This window comes from Streptomyces sp. YIM 121038 (assembly GCF_006088715.1).
GTDB lineage: Bacteria > Actinomycetota > Actinomycetes > Streptomycetales > Streptomycetaceae > Streptomyces.
This window is the reverse complement of the sequence record NZ_CP030771.1, coordinates 8,281,227-8,306,241: the sequence shown is the minus strand read 5'-3', so window position 1 is coordinate 8,306,241 and position 25,015 is coordinate 8,281,227. Positions and strand designations below refer to the sequence as shown.

20 protein-coding genes are annotated in these 25,015 nt (G+C 73.7%); 7 read left to right on the top strand and 13 right to left on the bottom strand.

The annotated features are described in order from the left end of the window. Nucleotides 1-5: 5 nt before the first annotated feature. The 5 genes from C9F11_RS34775 to C9F11_RS47630 all read left to right on the top strand — a co-directional run bounded on the left by C9F11_RS34775 (nt 6) and on the right by C9F11_RS47630 (nt 6,931). The gene (locus C9F11_RS34775; RefSeq protein ID WP_138963215.1) at nt 6-1,451 is read left to right on the top strand and encodes a lipase maturation factor family protein; all 1,446 of its coding nucleotides are present in this window, start codon (nt 6-8) and stop codon (nt 1,449-1,451) included. 123 nt (nt 1,452-1,574) lie between these two features. After that, nucleotides 1,575-4,949 carry a CHAT domain-containing protein gene (locus C9F11_RS34770; RefSeq protein ID WP_171075926.1) on the top strand — a complete coding sequence of 1,125 codons (3,375 nt, stop codon included), beginning with the start codon at nt 1,575-1,577 and terminating at the stop codon, nt 4,947-4,949. Then, on the top strand, nt 4,946-6,049 hold the full coding sequence (locus tag C9F11_RS34765; RefSeq protein ID WP_138963211.1) for a tetratricopeptide repeat protein: 1,104 nt from the start codon (nt 4,946-4,948) through the stop codon (nt 6,047-6,049). Before C9F11_RS34770 ends, C9F11_RS34765 begins: the two co-directional genes overlap by 4 nt. Further along, the gene (locus C9F11_RS34760) at nt 6,046-6,699 is read left to right on the top strand and encodes a DUF6338 family protein (protein WP_138963209.1); all 654 of its coding nucleotides are present in this window, start codon (nt 6,046-6,048) and stop codon (nt 6,697-6,699) included. Before C9F11_RS34765 ends, C9F11_RS34760 begins: the two co-directional genes overlap by 4 nt. Further along, entirely contained in the window at nt 6,686-6,931 is a 246-nt protein-coding gene (locus C9F11_RS47630; protein WP_171075925.1) for a hypothetical protein, read from the top strand. Before C9F11_RS34760 ends, C9F11_RS47630 begins: the two co-directional genes overlap by 14 nt. On the opposite strand, the gene C9F11_RS34750 is transcribed toward C9F11_RS47630, so the two are convergent. The 7 genes from C9F11_RS34750 to C9F11_RS34720 form a co-directional block, all read right to left on the bottom strand. After that, on the bottom strand, nt 6,888-7,838 hold the full coding sequence (locus C9F11_RS34750; protein ID WP_138963207.1) for an amidohydrolase family protein: 951 nt from the start codon (nt 7,836-7,838) through the stop codon (nt 6,888-6,890). The genes C9F11_RS47630 and C9F11_RS34750 overlap by 44 nt on opposite strands. Beyond that, entirely contained in the window at nt 7,835-8,836 is a 1,002-nt protein-coding gene (locus tag C9F11_RS34745) for an aldo/keto reductase (RefSeq protein WP_138963205.1), read from the bottom strand. Before C9F11_RS34745 ends, C9F11_RS34750 begins: the two co-directional genes overlap by 4 nt. A 5-nt stretch (nt 8,837-8,841) precedes the next feature. After that, nucleotides 8,842-9,600 (bottom strand): SDR family oxidoreductase, encoded by a 759-nt coding sequence (locus C9F11_RS34740; RefSeq protein WP_138963203.1) that lies wholly within the window; start codon nt 9,598-9,600, stop codon nt 8,842-8,844. Continuing rightward, complete coding sequence (locus C9F11_RS34735; protein ID WP_138963201.1) at nt 9,597-10,937, bottom strand: enolase C-terminal domain-like protein; 1,341 nt, start codon at nt 10,935-10,937, stop codon at nt 9,597-9,599. The genes C9F11_RS34740 and C9F11_RS34735 overlap by 4 nt, the downstream gene beginning before the upstream one ends. A gap of 38 nt (nt 10,938-10,975) precedes the next feature. Next, a complete protein-coding gene (locus C9F11_RS34730; RefSeq protein ID WP_249402260.1) occupies nt 10,976-11,881 on the bottom strand; it encodes an ABC transporter permease in 906 nt (301 codons plus the stop codon). Nucleotides 11,882-12,041: 160 nt separating this feature from the next. Continuing rightward, a complete protein-coding gene (locus C9F11_RS34725; RefSeq protein ID WP_138963199.1) occupies nt 12,042-13,604 on the bottom strand; it encodes a sugar ABC transporter ATP-binding protein in 1,563 nt (520 codons plus the stop codon). Beyond that, nucleotides 13,601-14,677 (bottom strand): sugar ABC transporter substrate-binding protein, encoded by a 1,077-nt coding sequence (locus tag C9F11_RS34720; RefSeq protein ID WP_138963197.1) that lies wholly within the window; start codon nt 14,675-14,677, stop codon nt 13,601-13,603. Before C9F11_RS34720 ends, C9F11_RS34725 begins: the two co-directional genes overlap by 4 nt. Before the next feature lie 180 nt (nt 14,678-14,857). Between C9F11_RS34720 and C9F11_RS34715 the strand changes: the two genes are divergently transcribed. Next, nucleotides 14,858-15,589: a FadR/GntR family transcriptional regulator gene (locus C9F11_RS34715; RefSeq protein WP_138963195.1), complete on the top strand. Its 732-nt coding sequence runs from the start codon at nt 14,858-14,860 to the stop codon at nt 15,587-15,589. A 48-nt stretch (nt 15,590-15,637) separates the two neighbouring features. On the opposite strand, the gene C9F11_RS34710 is transcribed toward C9F11_RS34715, so the two are convergent. Beyond that, on the bottom strand, nt 15,638-16,123 hold the full coding sequence (locus C9F11_RS34710) for a helix-turn-helix domain-containing protein (protein WP_249402004.1): 486 nt from the start codon (nt 16,121-16,123) through the stop codon (nt 15,638-15,640). A gap of 57 nt (nt 16,124-16,180) precedes the next feature. Between C9F11_RS34710 and C9F11_RS34705 the strand changes: the two genes are divergently transcribed. Next, nucleotides 16,181-17,023, top strand: a complete 843-nt coding sequence (locus tag C9F11_RS34705) for an alpha/beta hydrolase (protein ID WP_249402003.1) — start codon at nt 16,181-16,183, stop codon at nt 17,021-17,023. A gap of 76 nt (nt 17,024-17,099) precedes the next feature. On the opposite strand, the gene C9F11_RS34700 is transcribed toward C9F11_RS34705, so the two are convergent. The 5 genes from C9F11_RS34700 to C9F11_RS34680 form a co-directional block, all read right to left on the bottom strand. Then, a complete protein-coding gene (locus C9F11_RS34700) occupies nt 17,100-20,117 on the bottom strand; it encodes a glycoside hydrolase family 38 C-terminal domain-containing protein (RefSeq protein WP_138963188.1) in 3,018 nt (1,005 codons plus the stop codon). A 246-nt stretch (nt 20,118-20,363) separates the two neighbouring features. Beyond that, a complete protein-coding gene (locus C9F11_RS34695; RefSeq protein ID WP_171075924.1) occupies nt 20,364-21,635 on the bottom strand; it encodes a glycosyl hydrolase in 1,272 nt (423 codons plus the stop codon). 73 nt (nt 21,636-21,708) lie between these two features. Then, on the bottom strand, nt 21,709-22,623 hold the full coding sequence (locus tag C9F11_RS34690) for a carbohydrate ABC transporter permease (protein ID WP_138963186.1): 915 nt from the start codon (nt 22,621-22,623) through the stop codon (nt 21,709-21,711). Then, nucleotides 22,620-23,591 (bottom strand): sugar ABC transporter permease, encoded by a 972-nt coding sequence (locus C9F11_RS34685; RefSeq protein ID WP_138963184.1) that lies wholly within the window; start codon nt 23,589-23,591, stop codon nt 22,620-22,622. Before C9F11_RS34685 ends, C9F11_RS34690 begins: the two co-directional genes overlap by 4 nt. A gap of 24 nt (nt 23,592-23,615) precedes the next feature. Next, complete coding sequence (locus C9F11_RS34680) at nt 23,616-24,920, bottom strand: extracellular solute-binding protein (RefSeq protein WP_249402002.1); 1,305 nt, start codon at nt 24,918-24,920, stop codon at nt 23,616-23,618. Nucleotides 24,921-25,015: the final 95 nt, after the last annotated feature.

Here is a 25,015-nt window from a genome sequence, read left to right as displayed (position 1 = left end):
GTGAGGTGGAGTGGTTCACGGCTGACGGGTACTGGCTGAGCCGGCTGGTCTTCCAGCGGGCGCTCGCCGCGGTCTACCTCGTCGCCTTCCTCGGCGCTGCGCTGCAGTTCCGCGCCCTCATCGGCGAGCGCGGGATGCTGCCGGTGCCCCGGTACGTCGCGCGGGTGCCGTTCCGGGCCGCGCCGAGCCTGTTCCAGCTGCACTACTCGGACCGGTTCTTCGCGGGCTGCGCCTGGGCGGGCTGCGCGGTCTCCGCCGCGCTCCTCGCGGGCGTGGACGGACGGCTGCCGCTCGGGGCCGCGATGGCGCTCTGGCTGCTGCCGTGGGTCCTGTACCTGTCCGTCGTGAACGTGGGGCAGACCTGGTACGCCTTCGGCTGGGAGTCGCTGCTCCTCGAAGTCGGCTTCCTCGCCGTGTTCCTGGCGGGGGACGACGTCGGGCCGCCGGTCCTCGTCCTGTTCCTGCTGCGCTGGGTCCTGTTCCGCGTGGAGTTCGGGGCGGGCCTGATCAAGATGCGCGGGGACTCCTGCTGGCGCCGGCTCACCTGTCTGTACTTCCACCACGAGACCCAGCCGATGCCGGGGCCGCTGAGCTGGTTCTTCCACCACCTGCCGCGCCCGCTGCACCGCGCGGAGGCCGCGGCCAACCACGTCACCCAACTCGTCGTCCCCTTCCTGCTCTTCACCCCGCAGCCGGTGGCGACGGTCGCGGCCTGTCTGATGGCCGTCACCCAGCTGTGGCTGGTGCTCTCCGGCAACTTCTCCTGGCTGAACTGGCTGACGGTCGCGCTCGCCCTGTCCGCCGTCGACTTCCGCCTCTTCCCCGGCGACGCGGCGGACCCGCCGGCGCGCCTCGCCGCTCCCCCGCTCTGGTACGAGGTCCTCGTCATCGCCGTCACCGTCGCGCTGCTCGCCCTGAGCCACCGCCCGGCGCGCAACATGCTGTCGCGGCGGCAGATCATGAACACCTCCTTCGACCCGCTGCACCTGGTCAACGCCTACGGGGCGTTCGGCAGCGTCAGCCGGGTGCGCCAGGAGGTGGTCGTCGAGGGCACGGCGGACGAGGTGCCCCGGCGGGACTCCGCGTGGCGGGAGTACGCGTTCAAGGGCAAGCCGGGCGACCCGCGGCGCTGGCCGCGCCAGTTCGCCCCGTACCATCTGCGGCTCGACTGGCTGATGTGGTTCGCCGGGCTCTCCCCCGCGTACGCGCGCGCCTGGTTCGGGCCGCTGGTGGAGCGGCTCCTGGAGGGCGACCGCGACACCCTGCGGCTGCTGCGCCACTGCCCCTTCCCCGACCGGCCGCCGCGGTACGTGCGGGCCCGCCTGTACCGCTACCGCTACACCACCTGGCGCGAGCTGCGCGCGACGGGCGCGTGCTGGGAGCGCACGTACGTACGGGAGTTCCTGCCGCCGACCCGGCTCGACGCGGCGCGGCGACGGGAGGGCGGATAGTACTCCGGCATGCCCGTCCTGTCGCATGCCTTGGACACGCTCGGCGCCCGGCTCTACCGTTCCTCCCCAGGGGAAGGGACGGGCTCGCGCCAGGGGGTGGGGCGGGCGCTCTCGGGGGGAACGATGGACTATTCGTCCGTCCTGCGGTTCCGCTGGAACTGCGAGGACTGCGGCGCGTCGGCGGACGACGAGACGTACATGGCCGTCGACGCCGACGCGCGGCCGGACCTGGTCGAGAAGGTGATCGCCGGAGAGGTCCCCGCGGTCACGTGCCCGGTCTGCGCGACCAGGACCCGCCGGGGCGTTCCGCTGCTCGTGTACGGCAGCCGCTCCGTGCCGCAGCTGTTCTTCTTCTGCCCGCCGGACTCCTCGGCCACGGCCGACGAGGCGAACCGGAAGACCTATGTGGACGCCCTCCTGGACCGGCTCGGCCCGGTCAGCGCCGAGGAGGCGGAGGAGTTCGGCAGCGTCTGTCTGCCCTTCGAGGCGGCCTCCGTCTTCCTGCGCTCCTACGTGTCGGACGACCTCCCGGCCGAGGAGTCGGGCTCGTTCCTCGTCAAGTCCGGGGACGGGCCGCCACCGGCGCGGGTGCTGGAGATCCTCGAAGGGATCGCCGCGAAGTGGCCGCCCGGCCTCGGCCGGTCCGTCACCCACGGGCCGCTCGTCGACGAGCTCGTGCACCTGGCCGAGCAGGGTCTCGACCTGCTCGGCGACGGCGACGCCCACCCCGGCCTGCGGGCCACCCTCCGGATGTGCCTGGGCCAGGCCCTGTGCGCCATGCGCCGCGAAGGCGACGTGATCGACGTCGAACGCGGCATCGGTCTGCTGCTCCGCACGGCCCGCGGCCTCGCCGACGACGAGGACGCCACGGCCCGGGCCGTCGCCCACCTCGAAGTGGGGCGCACCTACGGGCGGCGGGCCATCGGCGACTTCCGCGCCAACCAGGAGTACGCGATGCGCCATCTGCGCACGGCCCTGGAGGCGGTGACGCCCGAGACGTCCGCGGAGACGTGGGCGCGGGCCCGCACCGAACTGGCGGTCGTGCTCGTCGAACGGGGCACCCAGTCGGGCCCCGAGGAGATCGAGGAGGCCATCGGCCTGCTGCGGCCGGTCGTCGAACGGCTCGACCCCGCCGCCGCCAAATACCTGTGGTGCGACGCCCAGAGCCTCCTCGCGGGGGCCTACAACGTACGGCAGCAGGGCGACCCGGCCGTGAACCAGGAACAGGTGATCCGCCTCTACGAACGGCTCAACGAGGTCGAGTCGGAGGAGACCGACCCCGAGCAGTGGGCCAACACCCAGGCCAGGCTGGCGGTGTCGCTGTGCAAGCGGGTCCGCGGGGACAGACGGGACAACCACCTCCGGGCCCGTGAGCACGCCCTGCGCGCACTGCGGATCTACGAACGCGTCGGGGACCGCACCGAGGCGTCCAGCACCCGCGACAAGCTGGCCCTCATCGCCCACGCCCTCGGCGCGTACGACGAGGAGGTGCGGCTGCACCGGGCCGCCCTCGCGGACCGCCCCAAGGACACCACTCCGCAGCTGTGGGCCCGCTCCACCACCAAGCTCGGCTTCGCCCTGCTCCGGCAGGCGGAGCGGGGCGCGGCCGACGATCCGGTGGCCACGGCCCGGCAGGGCCTGCGCCACGTGCGGGAGGCCGTCGACGCCTACGAGGGGCTGCCGACCCGGGTGGAACTCGCCCTCGCGCACGGCCAGGTGGCGGACGCCGCCCGGCGCTGCCGGGCCCTCGACCCGGCCCGGGAGAGCGAGCTGCGGGCCCTTGAGCTGTCGGCCCTCGAAGCGGCGGTGGACCGGGCGCAGGACCGCCCCGAGGTGCTGCGCGAGGTGGCGACGGGCCTCGGGAACGCCGTCGCCGGGCGGGACGACTGGCCCCGGGCGAGCGCCGCGTACGGGCAGGCCGTGGCGGCCGACGACGAGCTGTTCCGGTCCTGCCTGGTGAGCGCGTCGCGGGAGCGGCACCTCAGGTCGGCGGGGGACCTGCACCAGCGGGCCGCCTACGCGCTCGCCCGTGCGGGGCGGCTCCAGGACGCGGTGCTGTGCCTGGAGCGGGGCCGGACGCGCACCTTCAACCTGGCGCTCTCGCCGGACCGGGCCCAGCTCAAGGAGGTGTCCCGGACGGACCCGCAGGCGCACGCCGCCTACGCACGGGCCGCCGAGGCCGTGCAGGCCCTGGAGTCCCGCAACCGCGAGCTGGGCAGGCCGCGTTCCGCCGCGGGCGACGGGCGGCAGGTCGAGGCCGCCGAGTACGAGGTGGGCGAGCTCCTCGGGGAGGCCCGTGCCGCGCTGGCGGCCGCCGTCGCGCGGATCCAGGAACTGCCCGGCATGGAGACCTTCCTCCGGCACACGACGTGGGCCGACGTCCGTGCCGCGGCCCGCCCCGGGGAGCCGCTGTGCTACGTCGCCTGCGCACAGGCCGGGAGCGTGTCGCTGATCGTCCGGCACGGGAGTGACACCGGGCCCGGCCTCGAAGCCGTGTGGTCGCCGCTCACCGCCACGGAGGCCACCGGCCTGGCCCAGGGGATCGCCGGGGCGGCGCGCGCCGACGGGCGCGGGCTGCGGCCCCTGCTGGCCCGGCTCGGCAGCCGTCTGGTCGCGCCGCTCGCCGCCGCCCTCGGCCCCGCGGCGGCGGGCGCGACCGTGGTGGCCTGCGGCCCCCTGGCCCACCTTCCGCTGCACGCCGCGACGCTGCCCGCGACCGGCGAACCGCTGCTCGCCACGCACTCCGTGGCCTACGCCCCCTCGGTGCGGCTGCTGCGCGCGGCCCGGCGGCGGGCCGGGGCCGCGCCGTCCGTCCCGGTCCTCGTCGCGGCGTCCGACTCCGGCGCGGACAGCGGCCTGCTGGCCGCGCAGGAGGCGGCGGCGCTCACCCGTCTCTTCGCCGCCGTCGGCGAGGGCCACCACGTGACCCGGGACCTGCTGACCGGCCTGTCCCGCGCCACCCATGTGCATCTGGCCTGCCACGGCGCCTACGACCCCGGCGATCCGCTGGCCTCGGGGCTCGACCTGGACGGCGGCCGCGTCACCCTGGCCGACCTGCTGGACGCCCGGCCCCGGCCGCTGGAGCGCGCCCGGCTCGTGACGCTGTCCGCCTGCGAGTCGGGTCTGGTCGACGCCCGGCTGCCCGACGAGGCGATCGGCCTGCCCACGGGCATCATGCTCGCGGGCGGGGCCGGGGTCGTCTGCACGCAGTGGGAGGCCCGCGACAGCGCGGCCGTCCTGCTGATGCTCGCCTGCTACCGGCGGCTGCTCGGCCTCGACGCCGACCCGGGCCCCGGGCAGGCGCCGCCCGGACCGCCCACGCCCGCGCGGGCCCTGCGGGCGGCCCAGCTGTGGCTGCGGTCCGCGCCCCTGTCCGCACTGCTCGCCCTGGACTGGCTTCCCGACGGCGTCCGGCACCGCCTTTCGTCCGTAGGGGTGCCTGAACAGCCCTTCGCCCACCCCTACTTGTGGGCGCCCTTCGCGCTGGTGGGCACGTGAAGCCGCCCCCGCCCGCCCGGGACTTCGCGGAGCTGGAGCGGATGCCCGCGTACGCGCGGATCGCGCACCTCCAGCTCGTCGAACTGCCCCAGCTCCGGCGCACCACCGCCCCCGACACCCTGAGCTATCTGCTCGGCTGCCTCTGTCTGGCCTACGCGGACGAGGAGCGCTACGACGAGGCGGTCAGCACCGGAGAGCGGGCCCTGCGGATCGCCACCGAGCAGGCCGCGGCCGACGACGCCCTCCTCGGCCACGTGCGCCTCAACCTGGGCGTGGCCCACAGCCGCTCCGGTGACCTCGCCCGCGGGCTCGCCTCGTATCTGGAGAGCTGGACGCACTGCCGCCGGGCCGACGCGCGCGAGACGCTGGTCAAGGCGGGGAGCAACGCCCTGCTCGCCCTGGAGTCCGGGCAGCCCACGGGCGAGCGCGAGCTGGCCTTCCTCCAGGACTGCCGCTCCGTCTTCGCCGCGGCGGGGCTGCGGCCGCAGACGGCGCGCGCCTGCCTGCTGCTCGGCGCGGCCCTCCTCGCCCGGGGGCGGGCGGCGGACGCCGTCGGCGTACTGGACCACGTCCTGGTCCTCACCGAGTCGATGGGCGGGGCCCGCCCGCAGCGGCGCGAGACCGTGCGGCTCCTTCAGGAGGCGGACCGGACGCTCGCCGGCCTGCCGGACGCACCGGCCCTCGGCCCCGGCGTGCTGTCCCAGGTGTGCGCCCTCGTCGTCGACGGGGTGGAGAGCCTGGGCCGTGCCCGGCTCGACCGCGCGGCGACCTGCTTCTCGCGTGCGCTGCTCCTCCTGGAGAGGCGCACGCGGGAGCCGCACCGCATGCTCGCCGCCTTCCTCCTGCTGGTGCTCGGCCGCCTCTCCCGGGCCCGGGACGACGAGGCGGCCGCGGCCGAACTGCTGGGCCGGGCCGGGCGGGAGCTGACGCGGATCGGCCGCGCGCAGGGCGACTGGGTGAAGCTGCGCGCGCACCTCGGCGACCTGGACGATCTGCGGAAACTGGCGCAAGGTGTGGCCTGGGAGGCCCGACGGGGCGACACGTCCGGTGGCGGGGGCGGCAGGCGCGGCCGCCGGACCCGGCGAAAGGCACGTGAATGACCCCCGGCACGGTCCAGCAGCTGGCGATCGTGGTGCTCCTCGTGCTGCCCGGGACCACGTACCTCTTCGCCAGGGAGGGCTTCCTCGGCATCCGGGAGGCCGAGCAGGAGAGCGGCAACCGGATCCTGCGCGCCCTGGGTGTGGGCGTGCTGCTCGACACGGTGTATCTGATGGCCGCGGGGCCGCAGCTCGTCCGGCTGCTGCGGGGCGGCGGGAGGACGGCCCTCGCCGGTGTGGCGGACCGTCCGCGCGCGTTCGGCCTGTGCCTGCTGCTGCTCGCCGTCGCCGTGCCCGCCCTGCTGGCCTGGGTGGAGGCCCGCTGGACGCGGCGGCGGCGCGCGGCCCTGCACGAGCGCACCCCCACGGCCTGGGACGCCCTGTTCCAGGACCGGGGGGCGTGTTTCGTGCGGGTGCGGCTCAAGAACGGCGGCTGGGCGGGAGGCTGGTACGGCACGCGCTCGCGCGCCTCCGCCTACCCCCAGCCCGGCGACCTCTTCCTGGAATCCCAGTACCGCATGGAGGCCGACGGCGCGTTCGGGCCGCGGCTGCCCGGCACGGGCGGCCTGTACGTACGAGCGACCGACCTGGACCTCGTGGAGATCTATGAACCACGCCGCCGGACCCGAGGAGACACCGATGACCGATCCTGACGCTCCGACCGCCGACCCGGACGGCGTGTCCGCCGCACCCGACGTACCCGACGACCTCGACGACCTCGACGACCTCGACGACCTCGACGACCTGGGGATCTGGGCGGGGCCGCCGCGCGGCACGCACGGCCCCAAGACCGAGGAGTACCCCGAGGAGGAGGCCCTGCCGCCGGAGGGGCCTGCCGGGGTCACCCCGGCGGTCCCTGCGGAGCAGCGGGACCCGGAGGGCTGAGGCCGCCCGCCTCGGCCCGGTCCGGCTCCGGCAGGCCGTACACGCGCCGGGCCGTGCCCGCGAACACCCGCGCGCGCTCGGCGGCGCTCAGGTCCGCCGTCACCGCCCGTGCGGCGTCGACGACTTGGGCGTACGAGGCGGCGAGCCCGCACACCGGCCAGTCCGAGCCGAACATCAGGCGCCCGGGCCCGAAGGCGTCCAGGACGGTGTCCGCGTAGGGCCTGAGGTCGGCCACCGTCCAGGCCGTCCAGTCGGCTTCGGTCACCAGGCCGGACAGCTTGCACACGGTGTTCGGCAGGGCCGCGAGGGCGCGCAGCGACGCCGCCCAGGGTTCGAGGGCGCCGGAGGCCACGGGCGGTTTGCCCAGGTGGTCGAGGACGAAGGTGAGGTGGGGCAGGCGTGCGGCCGCCTCGGCGCACCGCGCCAGCTGGTCCGGGCGCACCACGAGGTCGTACGCGAGCCCCGCGTCCGCCACGGCGGCGAGGCCGCGCCGCGTGTCCGCGCGCAGCAGCCACTCGGGGTCGGGTTCGCTCTGCACCTGGTGGCGGATGCCCACCAGGCGGCGCCCGCCGGGGAGTTCGCGGAGCGCGGCCAGGGTGTCGGCGACGCCGGGCCGGGTGAGGTCGGTCCAGCCGACCACCCCGGCGACCAGGCCGCCGTCCGCCGCGAGGGCCAGGAGCTCCGGGGTCTCCTCGGGCACGGTGACGGTCTGCACGAGGACGGTGGCGGTGACGCCGTGCGCGCGGGCGTGCGGCGCGAGGTCCGCGAGCGTGAAGTCGCGCCGCAGCGGGGCCAGCGCGGGCCCGGTGATCCAGTCCTGGTCGCGCACGGCGAGGTCCCACACGTGGTGATGGGCGTCGACGACCGCCTCCGGAGCGGTGGTTGCCCCTTCGGTCCGGCTCGTCACGGCAGCTCCTCCCCCGGTACGGGCACGTGCGGCGGCAGCAGGCCATCGGCCCGCGCGCGGTCCCAGAAGGCGGCGGGCACGTCCACGGCGAACTGCGCCACGGCGTCGCGGACCTGGTCCGGGCCGTGGACGCCGACGAGCACGCTCGTCACGGCCGGGTGCCCGAACGGGAAGGCCAGGGCCGCGGCGCGCAGCCCGACGCCGTGCCGTGCGGCGACCTCGCGCAGCCGCCGGGCGCGGTCGAGCAGCGCGGGCGGCGCCTGCGCGTAGTCGAAGCGGGCCCCGTCCCGGGGGTCGGCGAGGAGGCCGGAGTTGAAGACGCCGCCGATGACGACGGACACGCCGCGCGCGTGCGCGGCGGGCAGCAGGGCGGGCAGCGCCGAGTGGTCCAGGAGGGTGTAGCGGCCCGCGCACAGCACGGCGTCGACGTCGGTGTCGCACACGAAGCGCGTGAGCATCCGGGCCTGGTTCATGCCCACGCCGATCGCGCCCACGACGCCTTCGGCGCGCAGCCGCTCCAGGGCCGGATAGCCCTCGCGGAAGGCCTGTTCGCCGTGGTCGTCGGGGTCGTGGAGGTAGACGACGTCCACGCGGTCGAGGCCGAGGCGGGTCAGGCTCGACTCCAGGGAGCGGCGCACGCCGTCCGCGCTGAAGTCCCAGCGGCGGCGGTGCGCGGCGGGCACGGCGAAGCCGCCGTCGGCCAGGTCGTCGCCGTGGACGGGGCCGGTGACCGGCTCCAGGAGCCGCCCCACCTTGGTGGAGAGGGTGTACGCGTCGCGGGGGCGCCCGCGCAGGGCCGCGCCGAGCCGCCGTTCGGACAGGCCGAGGCCGTAGTGCGGGGCCGTGTCGAAGGTGCGCAGGCCCGCGTCCCAGGCCACTTCCAGGGCTTGGGCGGCGGTCTCGTCGCCGACCGGCGCGTAGAGGTTGCCCAGGCCCGCGCCGCCGAGGGACAGTTCGCCGACGGCGACCGGGCCGCGGCCCAGGCGCCGGGTGCGCATGCCGTTCACCGGGGGGCCGCCGGCCTGAGCCGCAGGCCCTGCATACCGCCGTCCACGGCGAGCGCCGTGCCGGTGGTGGCGCCGGACAGGGGGCTCGCGAGGTAGGCGATGGCCGCCGCGACCTCCTCGGCGCGCACCAGGCGGCCGGTGGGCTGGCGCGCGGCCAGGGCGGTGCGCTCGGCGGCCGGGGCGGGGGCGGCGTCCAGGAGCCGGGCGACCCAGGGGGTGTCGACGGTGCCGGGGTTGACGCAGTTCACGCGGATGCCCTCGCGGACGTGGTCGGCGGCCATGGCGAGCGTGAGGGACAGTACGGCGCCCTTGGACGCCGAGTACAGGGCGCGCTGCGGAAGTCCCGCGGTGGCGGCGATGGAGCAGGTGTTGACGATCGCCGCGTGCGCGGAGCGGCGCAGGTGCGGCAGGGCGGCGCGGGTCGTGCGGACCAGGCCGAGGACGTTGACGTCGAGGACGGCGTGCCACTGCGCGTCGTCGTGGTCGGCCACGGTGCCCTGCGCGCCGATGCCCGCGTTGTTGACGAGGACGTCCAGGCCGCCGAGGTCGGCGGCGGCCGCCGCGACGGCGGCCCGTACCGCCGTGTCGTCGGTGACGTCGGCGGTGTACGCGCGCAGCGGCTCGGGCACGCCGTCCGGGTCCCGGTCGAGCACGGCGACGCGGGCGCCGCGCGCGGCGAGGAGGTCGGCGGTGGCCCGGCCGATGCCGGAGGCTCCCCCGGTGACCAGGGCGCTGAGGCCCTCGAAGTCCGTCATGCGGCTGCTCCCTCGCGCCGGGCGCGGTCGGCGGCCCAGAACGCTCCGTCGGGGTAGGTGTAGCGGGCGATGGACTCGGCGCGCATCGTCGCCGAGAAGCCGGGGGCGGTGGGCGCCGCGTAGTGCCCGGCACGTACCTCCACGGGGTCGGTGAAGTGCTCGTGGAGGTGGTCGACGTACTCGATGACGCGGTTCTCGGTGGTGCCGGACAGGGCCACGTAGTCGAACATCGACAGGTGCTGGACGAGTTCGCACAGGCCGACGCCGCCCGCGTGCGGGCACACCGGCACGCCGAAGCGGGCGGCGAGCAGCAGGATGGCGAGGTTCTCGTTGACGCCGCCGACGCGGGCCGCGTCGATCTGGAGGACGTCGACGGCGCCCGCCTGGAGCAGCTGCTTGAACACGATGCGGTTCTGCACGTGTTCGCCGGTGGCGACCTTCACGGGGGCGACGGCGTCGCGGATCGCGGCGTGCGCGAGGACGTCGTCGGGGCTGGTGGGCTCCTCCACCCAGTACGGGTCGAACTCGGCGAGGGCGCGGGTCCAGCGCACCGCCTCGTCTCGGTTCCAGCGCTGGTTGGCGTCGATGGCGAGGCGGATGCCGGGGCCGATGGCGGCGCGGGCGGCGCGGCAGCGGCGGACGTCGTCGGCGAGGTCGGCGCCGACCTTGAGCTTGATCTGGGTGAAGCCGTCGGCGACGGCCTGGCGGGCGAGCCGGGTGAGTTTCTCGTCGCTGTAGCCGAGCCAGCCGGGGGATGTGGTGTAGCCGGGGTAGCCGTGCTCCCGCAGCCGGGCCTCGCGCCGCCGCGCGCCGTCGCGGCCCGTGCGCAGGAGCGCGAGGGCGTCCTCGGGCGTGAGCGCGTCGGCGATGTAGCGGAAGTCGATCTGGGAGACGAGCCAGGCCGGGTCCGCGTCGGCGAGCAGCTTCCACAGCGGCTTGGCGGCGCGCTTGGCCGCCAGGTCCCAGACGGCGTTGACGACGGCGCCGATGGCCATGTGCATCACGCCCTTCTCGGGGCCGAGCCAGCGCAGTTGGCTGTCCCCGACCAGGTCGCGGTGGAGGGTGCCCGGGTCGGCGCAGAGCGTGTCCAGGGGGCGGCCGACGACATGGGCGCGCAGCGCGTCGACGGCGGCGACCTGGACGTCGTTGCCGCGCCCGATGGTGAAGGTGAAGCCGTGTCCTTCGTGGCCGTCCTCGGCGTCGGTGCGCAGGACGACGTAGGCGGCCGAGTAGTCGGGGTCCGGGTTCATCGCGTCGGACCCGTCGAGCTCCCGCGAGGTGGGGAACCGTATGTCGTACGTGTCGACCGCCGTGACGCGGCGGGGAGTCGGGGACACAGAAGGCCTTTCCGGAAGGGAGGCGGGGAGGCGGCGGCTCAGTCCTGTGCGCGGCCCGTGGTGACGCGGGCGATCATCAGGGCGACGAGGATGATCCCGCCGTAGATGGCCTGGATCCAGAAGGACGGGACCTGGGCGAGCGTCAGCAGGTTCTGGACGACGCCGAGCAGCAGGACGCCGGTGAGCGCGCCGAACATGGTGCCCTTGCCGCCGTCCAGGCCGATGCCGCCGATGACCGCGGCGGCGAACACCGTGAAGATCATGTTCTGGCCCTGGTTGGCGTTGATGGCGCCGACGTAGCCGGTCTGCATCAGGCCGCCGACGGCGGCGAGCGTCCCGGCGACGACGAACACGCCGAGCATGACGCGCTCCACGCGGATGCCCGCGGCGCGGGCCGCGTCCGCGTTGCCGCCGATCGCGTACAGGGCGCGGCCGACCCGGTGGTACTTCAGGACGAGCCCGGTGACGCCGAACGCGGCCGCCGCGAGCCACACGGAGACCGGCACGGTCAGGAAGGTGGAGGTGGCGAGGGTGAAGAAGGACTCCGGCAGGCCGAAGAGCGTCTTGCCCTCGGTGGCGCCGACGAGCACGCCGCGCAGCACGATCAGCATGGCCAGGGTCACGATGAAGGCGTTGAGCTTCAGCTTCACCACGAGGATGCCGTTGAAGGCGCCGATCACCGCGCCCACCAGGACGATCGCGAGCAGCCCGACGGCGGCGGGCAGTTCGGTGCCGAATCCGGCCTGGGCGGCGGGCAGCACGAGCAGCGCGCCCACGGCGGGCGCGATGCCGACGACCGACTCCAGGGAGAGGTCGAACTTCCCCGTGATGAGGACGAGGGACTCGGCGAGGACGACCATCGCGAGGGCCGCGGAGGCGCCGAGGACGGAGATGAGGTTCCGCTCGGTCAGGAACGAGTCGTTGACGAAGGCGCCGAGCACCATGAGCAGCAACAGGGCGGGCAGCAGGGCGAGTTCGCGGGCGCGGCGCAGCAGGGCGGCCTTGGCGGCGCGGGGCTGCGCGGCCCGCGGGGAAGCGAGCGCGGGCGCCTTGGCGTCGGCCGCGTCGGTCACGGGGGCGTCGGCCGTGTTGGTCACGGGGGTGTCAGCCGTGTTGGTCACGGGCCACTCCTTCGATGGAGGCGATCAGCTCGTGGTCGTGCCAGCCCGCCGGGTGCTCGGCCGCGACGCGGCCGTGGAAGAGGACGAGGACGCGGTCGCAGCGGCGCAGGTCGTCGAGTTCGTCGGAGACGACGAGCACGGCGGTGCCGTCGTCGCGGGCCCGGTCGACGCGGGCGAGCAGGGACTCCTTGGACTTCACGTCGACGCCCGCGGTGGGGTTGATGAGGACGAGCAGCCGCGGCTCGGAGGCGAGGGCCCTGGCCATGACGACCTTCTGCGCGTTGCCGCCGGAGAGGTCGGAGACGGGCTGGTCGGGGCCCTCGGCGTGGATGTCGAGCCGCTCGATGAGCTCGCGGGCGACGCCGCGCTTGCGGTCGGTGGAGACGAAGCCGAGGCGGCCGAGGCGGCCGAGGACGCTCAGGGTGGCGTTGTCGCCGATCGACAGGGAGAAGACGAGGCCCTCGCCGTGCCGGTCGCGGGGCACGCAGCCGACCCCGGCGCGCAGCGCGGCGGGCACGTCGCCGAAGGGCAGCGGGGCGCCGTCGAGGGTGGCGCTGCCGCCGGTCGGGGTGTGCAGGCCCGCGAAGGACTCGGCCAGGTTGATCTTCCCGCTGCCGCTGGACCCGGCGAGCCCGACGACCTCGCCGCGGCGCACGGTGAGGTCGACCTCGGCGTACGAGGGGCTGGTGAGGCCGCGCACGTCGAGCCGCACGGGCGCCTCGTCGGGGACCCCGGGCGCGGCCCGGTGCCCGCTCTCGGGGAGCGCCTCGCCCGCCATGGCTTCCACGAGGGCGGCGCGCGGCAGGTCGGCGACGGGCGCGGTGGTGATCCAGCGGGCGTCGCGCAGCACGGTGACGGCCTGGCACACCTCGTACACCTCTTGCAGGTGGTGCGAGATGAACAGGAAGGTGACGCCCGCCTCCTGGAGCGCGCGCATGCGGGTGAAGAGCCGCTCGATCTCGCGGTTGTCGAGCTGCGCGGTCGGCTCGTCGAGGACGATGAACCGCGCCCCGAAGCTCAGGGCGCGGGCGATCTCGACCAGCTGCCGGTCCTCGACCTTCAGGTCGGCGGTGCGCGTGTCGGGGTCGACGCGCACGTCCCAGGTGCCCAGCACGTCGGCGGCCTCGGCCCGCAGGCGGCGCCAGCTGATGAGTCCGCCGCGGCCCCGCGGCTGCCGGTTGATGAAGAGGTTCTCGGCGACGGTCAGTTCGGGGACGACGGTGGGCTTCTGGTAGACGCAGGCGGCCTTGCGGCGCCAGGCGTCGCGGTCGGCGAGCGGCGGCGCGGACTCGCCGTCGAAGGTGACGCTGCCCGCGTCCGGGGCCTGGAGGCCGGTGAGGAGGGAGACGAGGGTGGACTTGCCCGCGCCGTTGCGGCCGACGAGGGCGTGGGACTCCCCGGCCCGGACGGTGAGCCGGCCGTCCTGGAGGGCCACGGTGGGGCCGTAGCGCTTGACGACGCCGCGCGCCTCGACGAGGGGCGCGGCGCCGCGCGGACGCGGTGCGCTCTGCGCGTTCTGCGCGTTCTGCGCGTGCTGTGTGCTCATCGGCTCGCGTTGCCCCACAGCTCGGCGTCGTCGACGTTCTTCCGCGTGACGAGCGGCGCGGGCAGCTGGTCCTCCAGATTGCCGCCGGGCAGCTTCACGATGGTCGAGCCGTGGTCGGTGGGGCCCGGCGAGAACTTCTTCCCGTTCATCGCGGCCTTGATGTAGTACATGCCGTACTTCGCGTACGCGTCGGCGGGCTGCGAGACGGTGGCGTCGATCTGCCCCTTGCGGATCGCGTCGAACTCCTGGGGGATCCCGTCGTTCGACACGACGGTGATGTGCCCCTTCTCGCCCGCCTTCTTCAGCATCCCCTTGGACTTGAGGGTCTGGAGCGTGGGCGCGAGGTAGACGCCGCCCGCCTGGAGGTAGACGCCCTTGAGGTCGGGGTGGGAGTTCAGCAGGGTGTCCAGCTTGGACGCGGCGGTGTCCGACTCCCACTTCGCGGGGATCTCCAGGACCTTCAGCCGGGGGTACTTCTCCTTGACGCAGCCGCGGAACGCCTCGGAGCGGTCGCGTCCGTTGACGGACGCGAGGTCGCCCATGATCTGCGCGACCTTGCCGCTGCGGATCCGCCGGCCCAGGTAGTCGCAGGCCTTGCGGCCGTACGCCACGTTGTCGGCGCGGACGACCATCGCGACCCTGCCCTTCTCCGGGGCCACGTCCACGGCGACGACGGGCACGCCCTTGCGCTCGGCCTGGTCGAGCCCGGCGGAGACCGCGGCGCTGTCGAGCGGGGCCACGACGAGGCCCTTCACGCCCTGGTTGAGCTGGTTGTTGATGTCGGTGATCTGCTGGGAGGGGTCGCTGTTGGAGTTCACGGTCTTGAGCGCGTCGACGTCCTCGGACTTCGCCATCTTCGGTACGTAGTCGTTGTACGACTGCCAGAACGGCGAGGTGAGCAGCGGCAGGACGACACCCACCTTGCCCTCTCCCCCGCCGCCCGCTCCCCCGGTGTCCTTGGTGCTGCCGCAGGCCGCGAGGGCGAGGGCGGCGCAGGCGGCCGCCGCGGTGGCGCCGAGCGCCCGCGACCGCCGGGGCCTGCCGGTGGTGTTCCGCACTGTGCTGCCGACCATCTGACGGCTCCTCATCGGGCGGGGTCGAGTGGTACCGGGCCGCGGTTCAGCGGCGGATGGGCGACATACTTATCAGACCACTTGGGCGGCACAACACCCCTCGTCGCCAATGTTTCCCGTAATCCAGCCGTAGTGGTCGGACCACATTGCTCGCTACACTGCGCGGCACCCGGCCAGTGGATGAAGGAGCGTCACGTGAACCAGGCCCCGCAGAGCGCCGTGCCCGCGCAGAAGGGCACCGTGACGCAGCGGGCCATCGAGCAGATCAAGGCGATGATCGCGGAGGGGCTCCTGGAGCCGGGCCAGCGCCTGCCCACCGAGCGGGACCTGGCCGCCCAGCTGGGCATCTCGCGCAGCTCCATGCGGGAGGCCATCCGGGCCCTGACGGTGCTCGGCGTCCTGGAGGCGCGGCACGGATCGGGCATCTACGTCACGCAGTTGGAGGCCGGTGACCTCCTGGAGACCTTCGGCGTGGTCGCGGACCTGTCCCGCGGACCGCGCCTGGTGGAGCTCCTCGAAGTGCGCCGCGTCCTGGAGTCCACGGCCACGGCCCTGGCGGCCGCGCGCATCACACCCGGTCGGCTGGCCGAGGTGGAGGAGCACTTGGCGGCCATGAACGCCACCGACGACCCCGAGGAGATCCTCTCCCACGACCTGGCCTTCCACCGCGCGATCGCCCTGGCGGCGGGCAACGACACGATGGCCGCGATCCTCGAAGGCCTGTCGTCGCGCACCTTCCGGGCCCGGGTGTGGCGCGGCTACCAGGAGGAGGGCGCCTTCGAGCGCACCCGGCGCGAGCACGACCGCATCCACCGGGCCCTGGTGGCCCGCGACCCGGAGGCGGCACGGGCGGCGGCGGCCGCACACGTGGGAGAGGTGGAGGCCTGGCTGCGGGGGCAGTTCGAGGGATAGCCGAACGGCCTTTCCGCGGCCGGGAGTTGAGCGCCCGCGAGCGCGGCCTCAGTCCACGTCGACGTCGTCGAACAGCTCCAGCATCCGCGTGAGGACGTGCAGGCACGCGGTCACGTCGGCGTCGGAGATGTCGCCGCGCACCTGCCGCAGCACGGCGCGCTCGCGCGTCACCGCGGCCGCGATCGCCGCCTCCCCCTCTCCCGTGAGCCGGATCAGGGACGACCTGCGGTGCGCGGGGTTCGCGGTGACCTCCACCAGGCCGCGCGCGGCCGCGTCGTTCACCGTGCGCTGGACGAACTGACGGCTCAGCGACTGGGCGCGCCCCATCTGCGGCACGGTCATGGGGCCGTTCCTGTGCAGCAGGTCCAGGACCGCGCGCACGCCGACGGACAGGCCCTCGATCGGCTCGGCCTGCTCCACCTTGCGCTGCGTACGCCGGTACAACGGGCCCACCAGGTCGAACACTTCGGTGAGCCGACCGGCGAGGGCGTCGGGGTCGAGGGGCTCACCGGGGCTGCGCTGCTCATCACTCACCCCCGCATCATGACACCTTGGTTGCCATCCCGCCGCCCACATGACACCTTGGTTGTCATGACTGACGCTTCTGCTCCGTACGAGGCGGACGGCTCCGGCCCGCACGCGTTCACGACCGACGACGGCACGCTCGCCTACCGCGACACCGGCTCCGGCGACCCGCTGGTCCTGCTCCACGGGGGCTTCCTCGACCACCGCATGTGGACCGACCAGATCGACGTCTTCGCCCGGCACCACCGGGTCATCGCGCCGGACGCGCGCGGCCACGGCCGGTCCGCGAACGCGACCGCGCCGTTCCGCCAGACCGACGACCTGGCCGCGCTCCTGCGCCACCTCGGCGTCGGCCCCGCGGTCGTCGTCGGCCTGTCGATGGGCGCGGGCATCGCGGTCGACACCGCGCTCGAACACCCGGACCTGGTCAGCGCCCTCGTGGTCTGCGGCGCGGGCACCAGCGAGCCGGAGTTCCACCACCCCTGGGTCCTGGCCATCCAGGCCGAGTGGGCGCGCGCCGCGGCCGCCGGGGACGCCGCGGCCTTCACCGACGCGACCATGCTGTTCGCGGCGGGCCCGCACCGGTCGCTCGACGACGTCGACCAGGACGTCGTACGCCGCCTGCGGGAGATGACGGAGCACACCGTCGCCAAGCACAGCGGCGCCGAGGCCTCCCTGCTCGTGCCCGTCACCGACACCTGGGCACGGGCCGCGGAGCTGTCACTGCCGCTCCTGGCCGTCACCGGCGACCTCGACGCCTCCGACAACATCGCCATGGCCCACCGCCTGGCCCGCTCCATGCGCCACGGCCGCACCGCGACGATCGCGGACACCGCGCACTACCCGAACATGGAGCGGCCGGAGGCCTTCGACGAGCTGCTGCGCGACTTCCTCGCGGCGGCGCGCTGACCGCCGCCGCCCGCGCCCCTTCTCCCCGTTCGGGGCGCGCGCGGCGGCCCGCACACGCGGTGCGGCGCGGGGCCCGTCAGGCCCGCCGCACCCGCAGCGTCACCAGCTCGAACGGCCGCAGCGACACCGCGACCGCGCCTCCGTCGTGCTCCGGCGCGTCCGCACCGGCCAGGGGCCGCTCCAGGAGGTCGGTCACGTCCACGGCCGCCGCGTCGAAGCCGAGGCGCAGCGTGGTGCGGGCCCGGCCGCCCCGCGCCTCGTGGAAGCGGATCACGACGTCACCGCTGCCGTCGTCGGCGAGCTTGACGGCCGTGACGACCACGGCGTCGTCGTCGACGCCCACCAGCGGCGCGACGTCCGCCGCGCCCCCGGTGACCCGCCGCTCCGGCAGGTTGATCCGGTAGCCCTCGCGCACCGCGTCGACGATGCCCGCGCCCGGCGCGAGCGCGTGCCGGAAGCGGTGGACGCCCTGGTCGGTCTCGGGGTCGGGGAAGCGCGGGGCGCGCAGCAGCGACACCCGCACCGTGGTGGTCGTCCCGGCGTCGGCGTCCCGCACGGTACGGGTCACGTCGTGGCCGTACGTGGAGTCGTTGACGAGGGCGACGCCCCAGCCGGGCTCCTCCACGTGCACGAAGCGGTGGTTGCAGGCCTCGAACTTCGCGGCCTCCCAGCTGGTGTTGGTGTGGGTCGGCCGGTGGAAGTGCCCGAACTGCGTCTCGGACGCGTACCGCTCGGCGTGCACGTCCAGCGGGAAGGCCAGCTTGAGGAACTTCTCCGTCTCGTGCCAGTCCACCTCGGTGTCGATGTCGAGGCGCCGCTGCCCGGGGGCGAGGGTCAGGACCTGCGTCATCCGCGAGTCCCCGAAGCGGCGCTCGACCCGCACGGACGCGCCGTCGCCGGGGGTGACGGCCTCGGCCTCGGTGAGGTCGGTGACGGTGTGGCGGTAGAACTCGTCGACGTCCCACGCGTCCCACATGTTCGGGAAGTCGGCGTGCAGCTGCGGCAGGTTCAGGGCCTGCCCCGGCGCGACCGCCTCCCGGCCCGACACCAGGTCGTAGGCGGAGACCACGAGCCCGCGCGCGTCGACCTCGACCCGCAGCAGGCCGTTGTCCAGGACGTAGCCGCCGTCGGCGCGGGCGGCGATCCCCGACTGGCCGTCGGCCACCGGGGCGTGGGCGCCGCCCGCGGGGACGCCGGCGCGGGCGTGCGGCGCGGAGTTGAACACGAGGGTGCGCCCGCCCTCGCCCGCGAGCGCCCGCTGCGCCGCGTCGATGATCGCGTTCAGGTCGTCCGCCACGGCCGCGTACGTCGCCCGGGCCTCGCGGTGCACCCAGGCGATCGACGAGCCGGGCAGGATGTCGTGGAACTGGTGGAGCAGCACCGTCTTCCAGATGCGGTCCAACTCCTCGTACGGGTACGGGAATCCGGCGCGCACCGCGGCCGTCGCCGCCCACAGCTCGGCCTCCCGCAGGAGGTGCTCGCTGCGGCGGTTGCCCTGCTTGGTGCCCGCCTGGCTGGTGAGCGTCGCGCGGTGCAGCTCCAGATAGAGCTCGCCGACCCACACCGGCGCGTTCGGGTACTCCGCCTCGGCCTTCTCGAAGAACTCCGCCGGGGTCGCCCAGCGCACGGTCGGCGAGCCCTCCAGGTTCCGCAGCCGGGCCACCTTCGCGATCATCTCGCGGGTGGTGCCGCCGCCCCCGTCGCCCCAGCCGACCGGGGCGAGGGAGTGCCGGGCCACGCCCTTGTCCTTGAAGTTCCGCGCGGCGTGCGCGATCTCGCTGCCCTTGACCGCGCAGTTGTACGTGTCGACGGGCGGGAAGTGCGTGAAGATCCGGGTGCCGTCGATGCCCTCCCACTGGAAGGTGTGGTGCGGGAACTTGTTGGTCTGCGACCAGGAGATCTTCTGGGTGAGCAGCCACTTCGACCCGGCGGCCTTGATGATCTGCGGGAGGCCCGCGGCGAAGCCGAAGGTGTCCGGCAGCCAGGCCTCGTCGTTCTCGACCCCGAACTCCTCGATGAAGAAGCGCTTGCCGTGCACGAATTGCCGGGCCATCGCCTCCGAGCCCGGCATGTTCGTGTCGGACTCCACCCACATGCCGCCCGCCGGTACGAACCGGCCGTCGGCGACCGCCTTCTTCACCCGCGCCCACACCTCGGGCCGGTGCTCCTTCACCCACGCCCACTGCTGCGCCTGCGACATGGAGAAGACGAAGTCCGGGTCGTCCTCCAGCAGACCCGTCATGTTGGAGGTGGTCCGCGCCACCTTCCGCACGGTCTCGCGCAGCGGCCACAGCCACGCCGAGTCGATGTGGGCGTGGCCGACGGCGCTGATGCGGTGCGCGGAGTCGTGCGCGGGCGCGGCGAGGACGCCCTCCAGGCGGGCGCGGGCGGCGGCGGCCGTGCCGTTCACCTCCTGGAGGTCCACGGCGTCGAGCGCGCGGTCGACCGCCCGCAGGACCTCGTGGCGGCGCCCCGAGTCCTCGGGCAGCTCCTGCATCAGCTCGCCCAGGACCTCCAGGTCCATGACGAGCCCCCACACCGTCTCGTCGAACACGGCGAGGTCCATCCGCTCCAGGCGGTACTGCGGCTCGCTGCCCGCGGTGTCCTTGTCGCCCAGCTGCGTGGGCAGGAAGGGGTGGTAGTCGAGGATGACCGGGTTGGACGCGGCCTCGACGCGCAGGTCCACGGTCTCGCCGCCCTCGGCCGGGGAGGCGATCCGCACCCACTGGTTGCGGGGGTTGAGGCCCTTCACCGGGGTGCCGTCGGGCCGGTAGACGAGGCCCTCGCACTGGAACCCGGGCATGTTCTCGTCGAAGCCGAGGTCGAGGATCGCCTCCACCGTGCGGCCCGCCCAGGCGGCCGGGACGGTCCCGGTGACGTGGAACCAGCTGGTGCCCCAGGGGGCGCCCCAGCGGGCCCCCGCCTCGATGGGCTCGGGGGTGGCGGCGAGGCCTTCGGCCACGGGTACCGGTTCGCCCGGGGCGTTCCAGACGGCCACCGTCAGGGGGACGGACTCGGGGTAGACGGCGGGCCGTATGCGCTCGTCCAGAACGCGCTTGAGCCGGCCTTCTACGAGCTTGCGGTCGTCGTGCATGAGGGGGTCTCCCTAGGTCGTCGCACGTGCATGGCTGAGGTGGTGGCCCTGCCGGGGGCTCCGCCCCCAGACCCCCGCTCCTCAAACGCCGGAGGGGCTGAAACACAGCCGCAAGCGGCACCATCCAGCCCGTCCGGCGTTTGAGGACGAGGCGCGGAGCGCCGAAAAGAGCGGGGGCACGGGGGCGGCAGCCCCCGGATCGGAAAGGGGCGGGTCAGGGGCGCCCCGCGCGGGCGGCGGGAACGGTCAGAGGACGTCGGACGGAAGGACCACCTCCGTGACGCCTCGCTCCGCGAGGTACCCCGCGTCCGCCGCCCGTTCGGCGAGAACCAGCGCGGGCCGCACCCCCTGCCCCGCCAGCCGCGCGAAGGCCTCGAACACGTCCCCGCCGGGCCCGCACCGGGCCCGGCGCCCCGCGTCGGGCCCGACGTCGACGACGACGGCCGTGCCGCGCGCCGCGGGCACCTCCCACCACTCCTTGGCGAGCCGGGCGAGGGCGGCCCCCGCGGGCTTGACCCGGCCATCGTTCGTGAGCAGCCCCAGGCTGTACTCCAGCTCGGGGAAGTCCGCGAGGGAGCGCGACACGTCGTGGGAGCACCACCACGTCACGCCCCACACGTCGGCGCAGTCGAGCGCCGCGGTCACGGTCGTCTCGGTGAACGCGGCCGCGTCCGCCGCGGGGATGAGCGGGGCGGGCGCGCCGACCTCCTGGAGCCACACGGGCCGGCGCGGGTCCAGGGCCCAGGCCTTGGACAGCTCGATGAGGTAGGCCGCGTGCTGCCCGGTCGCGACCCCGTCGCGCCCGTGCCGCTGCGCGGTGCCGTTGAACACCCACGAGTGCACGGCCGTCACGGACCCGAGCCGCGCGGCCTGCGCGGGGGTGAAGGGCTGGTCGTCCTGGTACCAGGCGGCGTCGTACTCGGCGTGCAGGTGGAGGCGGCCCGGTGCCCCCTCCTCGCACGCGGCGAGGACCTGCTCCAGCCAGGCCCCGGCCTGCTCCTGGGTGATGCGGTCGGGGTCGGGGTGCGGCCCGGCGGCGAACTGGTTGATCTCGTTGCCGATGGTCATGCCGATGAAGTTGGGCCGGTCGGCGAGGGCCGCGGCGAGGGTGCGCAGATACTCCCGCTGGCCGGAGACCACGTCGGGGTCGGTGAAGAGGTTGCGCCGGTGCCAGGTCTGCGTCCACGCGGGCAGGAAGTCGAAGCTGGACAGATGGCCCTGGAGGCCGTCGACGTTGACGTCGAGCCCGCGCTCGGCGGCGGCGTCGGCGAGCGCGACGAGCTGCTCGACGGCGCGCGGCCGGATCAGGGTGCGGTTGGGCTGGAAGTACGGCCAGATCGGGAACACCCGGACGTGGTCGAGCCCGAGCGAGGCGATGGCGTCGAGGTCACGGCGTACGGAGTCCAGGTCGAAGTCGAGCCAGTGGTGGAACCACCCTTCGCTGGGGGTGTAGTTGGCGCCGAAGCGGGGCGGCCCCGCGGGGGCGGCGGCCGGTCCTGACAGGTCGTCTGACGTCAAGGCGGATCCTGGTTCTCAAGGAGAGGGACGGGTGGGGCGGGCCTCAGCAGGAGACGGGCGGGCGGGGCGGGTCTCAGCCCTTGACGGCGCCCTCCCCGACCCCGCGGAAGAAGTACCGCTGGAGGCAGGCGAAGAGCACGATCAGCGGCAGCACGGCGATCACCGTGCCCGCGGCGACGAGGCGTTCGTCGTTGGCGAAGGTGCCGTGCAGGTAGTTGAGGCCGATGGTCAGGGTGAACTTGTCGGGGTCGCTCAGGACGATCAGGGGCCACAGGAAGTCGTCCCAGGCGCCCATGAAGGCGAAGATGGCGACGACGGCCAGGGTGCCCTTCACGGCGGGCAGCGCGATGCGGAAGAACCGCTGCCACACGTTCGCCCCGTCGACGAACGCGGCCTCCTCGATCTCGTACGGGACGTTGAGGAAGGCGTTGCGCATCAGCAGCACGTTGAGTGCCGAGACGCAGCCCGGCAGCAGGACGCCGATGAGGGTGTTGTTGAGGCCGAGGTCCCGCATCGTGGTGAACTGGGCGATGATGATGCCCTCGACGGGCACGAGCATGGCCAGGATGAACACGAGCGTCGCCGCCTTGCGGCCGCGGTAGCGCAGGCGTGCCAGGGCGTATCCGGCGAGGGCCGCGCCCACGCAGTTGGTGACGACGTTCGCCGCGGCGACCTTCAGGGAGTTGAACGCGTAGTCCCACACGGGGATGGTGTCGGCGACGCGTTCGTAGTTGTGCAGGGTCGGGTCGGACGGCAGGAACTTGGGCGGCGAGCTGAAGATGTTCTCGTGCGGTCCCTTCAGGGACGTCGACAGCTGCCACAGGAACGGGCCGATCATCAGGGCCAGGACGGCGAGCAGCAGGGCGTAGCGCAGGACGAGTTCCCACACCCGCATGCGGCGCCCGTTCTCGTCCGTGAACCGCCGCTTTCGCGGCCTGGGGGCCTCGGCGCGCGCCGCGCGGACCGCTTCGGTGTCCGGGGTCGTCATCGGTTCTCCTTCCGGTCCGCGCGCAGCACGAGCAGCATCAGCGCGACGGTGACGACGAAGATGACGACGGAGATCGCGGAGGCGTAGCCGACGCGGCCGGTCAGACCGGTGCCGGTGCGCTGTACGAGCATCACGAGCGTGGTGTCCTCGCCCGCGGGCCCGCCGGTCGGCCCCGCCATCAGATACACCTCGGAGAACACCTTGAACGCGGCGACCGAGGACAGCGCGGCGACCAGGACCATGGTGGAGCGCACGGCGGGCACGGTGACGCTGACGAAGCGGCGGATCGGTCCGGCCCCGTCGACGGCGGCGGCCTCGTGCAGTTCGCGGGGTACGTTCGCGAGCGCCGCCAGGTAAATGATCATGTAGTAGCCGAGGCCCTTCCAGACCGTGACGGCCATGGCGGAGAACAACAGCAGCCACTGGTCGCTGAGGAAGCCGACCTTGCCCGCCCCCACCGCCTCCAGGACGGCGTTCACCAGGCCCCGCTCGTCGAGCATCCACACCCAGATCAGACCGACGACGACGATGGAGGCGACCACCGGCGTGTAGAAGGCGGACCGGAAGAACGTGATGCCGGGGATCTGCTTCTGTACGAGCATCGCGAGCAGCAGCGGCAGGATGACGAGCGCGGGCACGACCACGAGGACGTACAGGGTGCTGTTGCGCAGGCCGATCCAGAACATCTCGTCGTGCAGCAGCTCGCGGAAGTTGGCGAGGCCCACGTACTTGCCCTCGACCAGCTGCCGTTTGTCGGTGAAGGCGTTGATCACCGTGCTGACGAAGGGGTAGAGGATGAACCACCCGACGATCACGAGGCCGGGGGCGGCGAACAGCCAGGGGCTGGTGGGCAGTTGGCGCCGGACGCGGCGGCGGGCGCCCGCCTCCCCGGCGGCGGTCCGCCGGGCGGCCGAGGGGGCGGCTCCGGCGGGCCGCACCGGGGAGGCGGCGGGGCTTGAACTCTTCATGGCTGCGGTTCCCTGGTCGGCGGATCAGCTCTGCTGGAGCAGCCGGTCACACTGCTTGACAGCGTTGTCAAGCGCTTCTTCGGGGCTCTCCTTGCCCTGCAGCGCCTTGGCGACGGAGTTGCGGAGGGCGACCTTCATCTGCTCGCTGAACAGCACGGGCGTGTAGTTCACCGCGGTCTTCAGGGACTTGGCGGCGGCGACGCGCACGCGCGTCTCGTCCGTGCCGTCCTCCTTGGTGAAGTACGGGTCGTCCAGGGAGCCCTTGGTGCTCGGGAAGATCGCGACCTTCTTGGCGAAGGACATCTGGCGCTGCGCGTCGGTGACGAAGTGCGCGAAGGCGACGGCGGCGGGCGTCTGCTTGGTGCGCTTGTTCACCATCACGCCCATCACGTACATGTTGTCCTTGCCGGTGGAGCTGATCTGCGGCGTGATCCCGATGTTCTTGTACAGGCCCGGGGCGTCCTTCTTGAACTTCTCCAGGTCGAGCGCGCTGCCCGGGTTCATCGCGACGGCCTCGGTGAGGAACTTCTTGCCGGTCGACTCGGGCGTCGCGGTCAGGGCCTGGCCGTCCAGGGCCTTGGCGTCGTAGAGCTTCTTGTACTTGGTGAGGAGCTGGACGCCCTTGGCGTCGTTGAAGGTGAAGCCGGTGCCTTCCTTGTTCATCAGCGGGACGCCGTAGCGGCCGAAGTCCTCGATGGTGGGGACGTTGGCGAGCGTGGCGATGTCGCCGTCGCTCTTGTCCGCGATCTTCAGGGCGTCCTCGAAGAGCTGGTCGTAGGTCTTCGGCGGCTCGGCCGCGTCCAGGCCCGCCTCCTTGAAGAGCCGCTTGTTGTAGAACAGCGGGCCGGTGTTCAGGTACCAGGGGAAGGCGTACGTGCCCTGCACCCCGGGGACCTGGTGGCTCTTCCAGGCGCCCGGCAGGTACTCCTTCTCGTACTTGCCCGCCGCCTGGTCGAGGTCGAGGGCGATGCCCGCCTTGGCCAGCGGCGCCACCAGGTCCGGCGAGACGTTCACGACGTCGGGCAGGGTGCCCCCGGCGGCGTCCGCGCTGATCTTGTCGGCGTAGCCCTCGCCGGGCTGGTCGACCCACTTCACCTCGGTGCCCGGGTACTTGTCCTCGAAGTCGTCGATCAGGCCCTCGAAGTAGGACTTGAAGTTCGCCTTCAGGTTCCAGGTCTGGAAGGTGATCTTGCCCTCGACCTTGCCGGAGGCGTCGGTCGAGCCGCCGTCGTCATTGCCGCCGCAGGCGCTCAGGACGAGCAGGGAGGCGACGGCGGCGGCAGCGGGGACCGCCCGGCGGGGGCTGCGGAATATCCGGGAATGACGCACGTGAACGGCTCCTTTGCTCGGCCCGGCGCATGGCGGCACGGGCCACCGGCAGCGGTGGCGACCCGCCTGGAATCGCGGAATCGCACCGAGGCAGA

What these genes read in the sequence shown, in the direction of transcription:
- C9F11_RS34770 (WP_171075926.1), top strand. Translation starts at nt 1,575, where the DNA reads ATGGACTATTCGTCCGTCCTGCGGTTCCGCTGGAACTGCGAGGACTGC.
- C9F11_RS34760 (WP_138963209.1), top strand. Translation starts at nt 6,046, where the DNA reads ATGACCCCCGGCACGGTCCAGCAGCTGGCGATCGTGGTGCTCCTCGTG.
- C9F11_RS47630 (WP_171075925.1), top strand. Translation starts at nt 6,686, where the DNA reads ATGACCGATCCTGACGCTCCGACCGCCGACCCGGACGGCGTGTCCGCC.
- C9F11_RS34745 (WP_138963205.1), bottom strand. Translation starts at nt 8,836, where the DNA reads ATGCGCACCCGGCGCCTGGGCCGCGGCCCGGTCGCCGTCGGCGAACTG.
- C9F11_RS34740 (WP_138963203.1), bottom strand. Translation starts at nt 9,600, where the DNA reads ATGACGGACTTCGAGGGCCTCAGCGCCCTGGTCACCGGGGGAGCCTCC.
- C9F11_RS34730 (WP_249402260.1), bottom strand. Translation starts at nt 11,881, where the DNA reads ATGGTGCTCGGCGCCTTCGTCAACGACTCGTTCCTGACCGAGCGGAAC.
- C9F11_RS34725 (WP_138963199.1), bottom strand. Translation starts at nt 13,604, where the DNA reads ATGAGCACACAGCACGCGCAGAACGCGCAGAACGCGCAGAGCGCACCG.
- C9F11_RS34720 (WP_138963197.1), bottom strand. Translation starts at nt 14,677, where the DNA reads ATGGTCGGCAGCACAGTGCGGAACACCACCGGCAGGCCCCGGCGGTCG.
- C9F11_RS34715 (WP_138963195.1), top strand. Translation starts at nt 14,858, where the DNA reads ATGAAGGAGCGTCACGTGAACCAGGCCCCGCAGAGCGCCGTGCCCGCG.
- C9F11_RS34705 (WP_249402003.1), top strand. Translation starts at nt 16,181, where the DNA reads ATGACTGACGCTTCTGCTCCGTACGAGGCGGACGGCTCCGGCCCGCAC.
- C9F11_RS34700 (WP_138963188.1), bottom strand. Translation starts at nt 20,117, where the DNA reads ATGCACGACGACCGCAAGCTCGTAGAAGGCCGGCTCAAGCGCGTTCTG.
- C9F11_RS34690 (WP_138963186.1), bottom strand. Translation starts at nt 22,623, where the DNA reads ATGACGACCCCGGACACCGAAGCGGTCCGCGCGGCGCGCGCCGAGGCC.
- C9F11_RS34685 (WP_138963184.1), bottom strand. Translation starts at nt 23,591, where the DNA reads ATGAAGAGTTCAAGCCCCGCCGCCTCCCCGGTGCGGCCCGCCGGAGCC.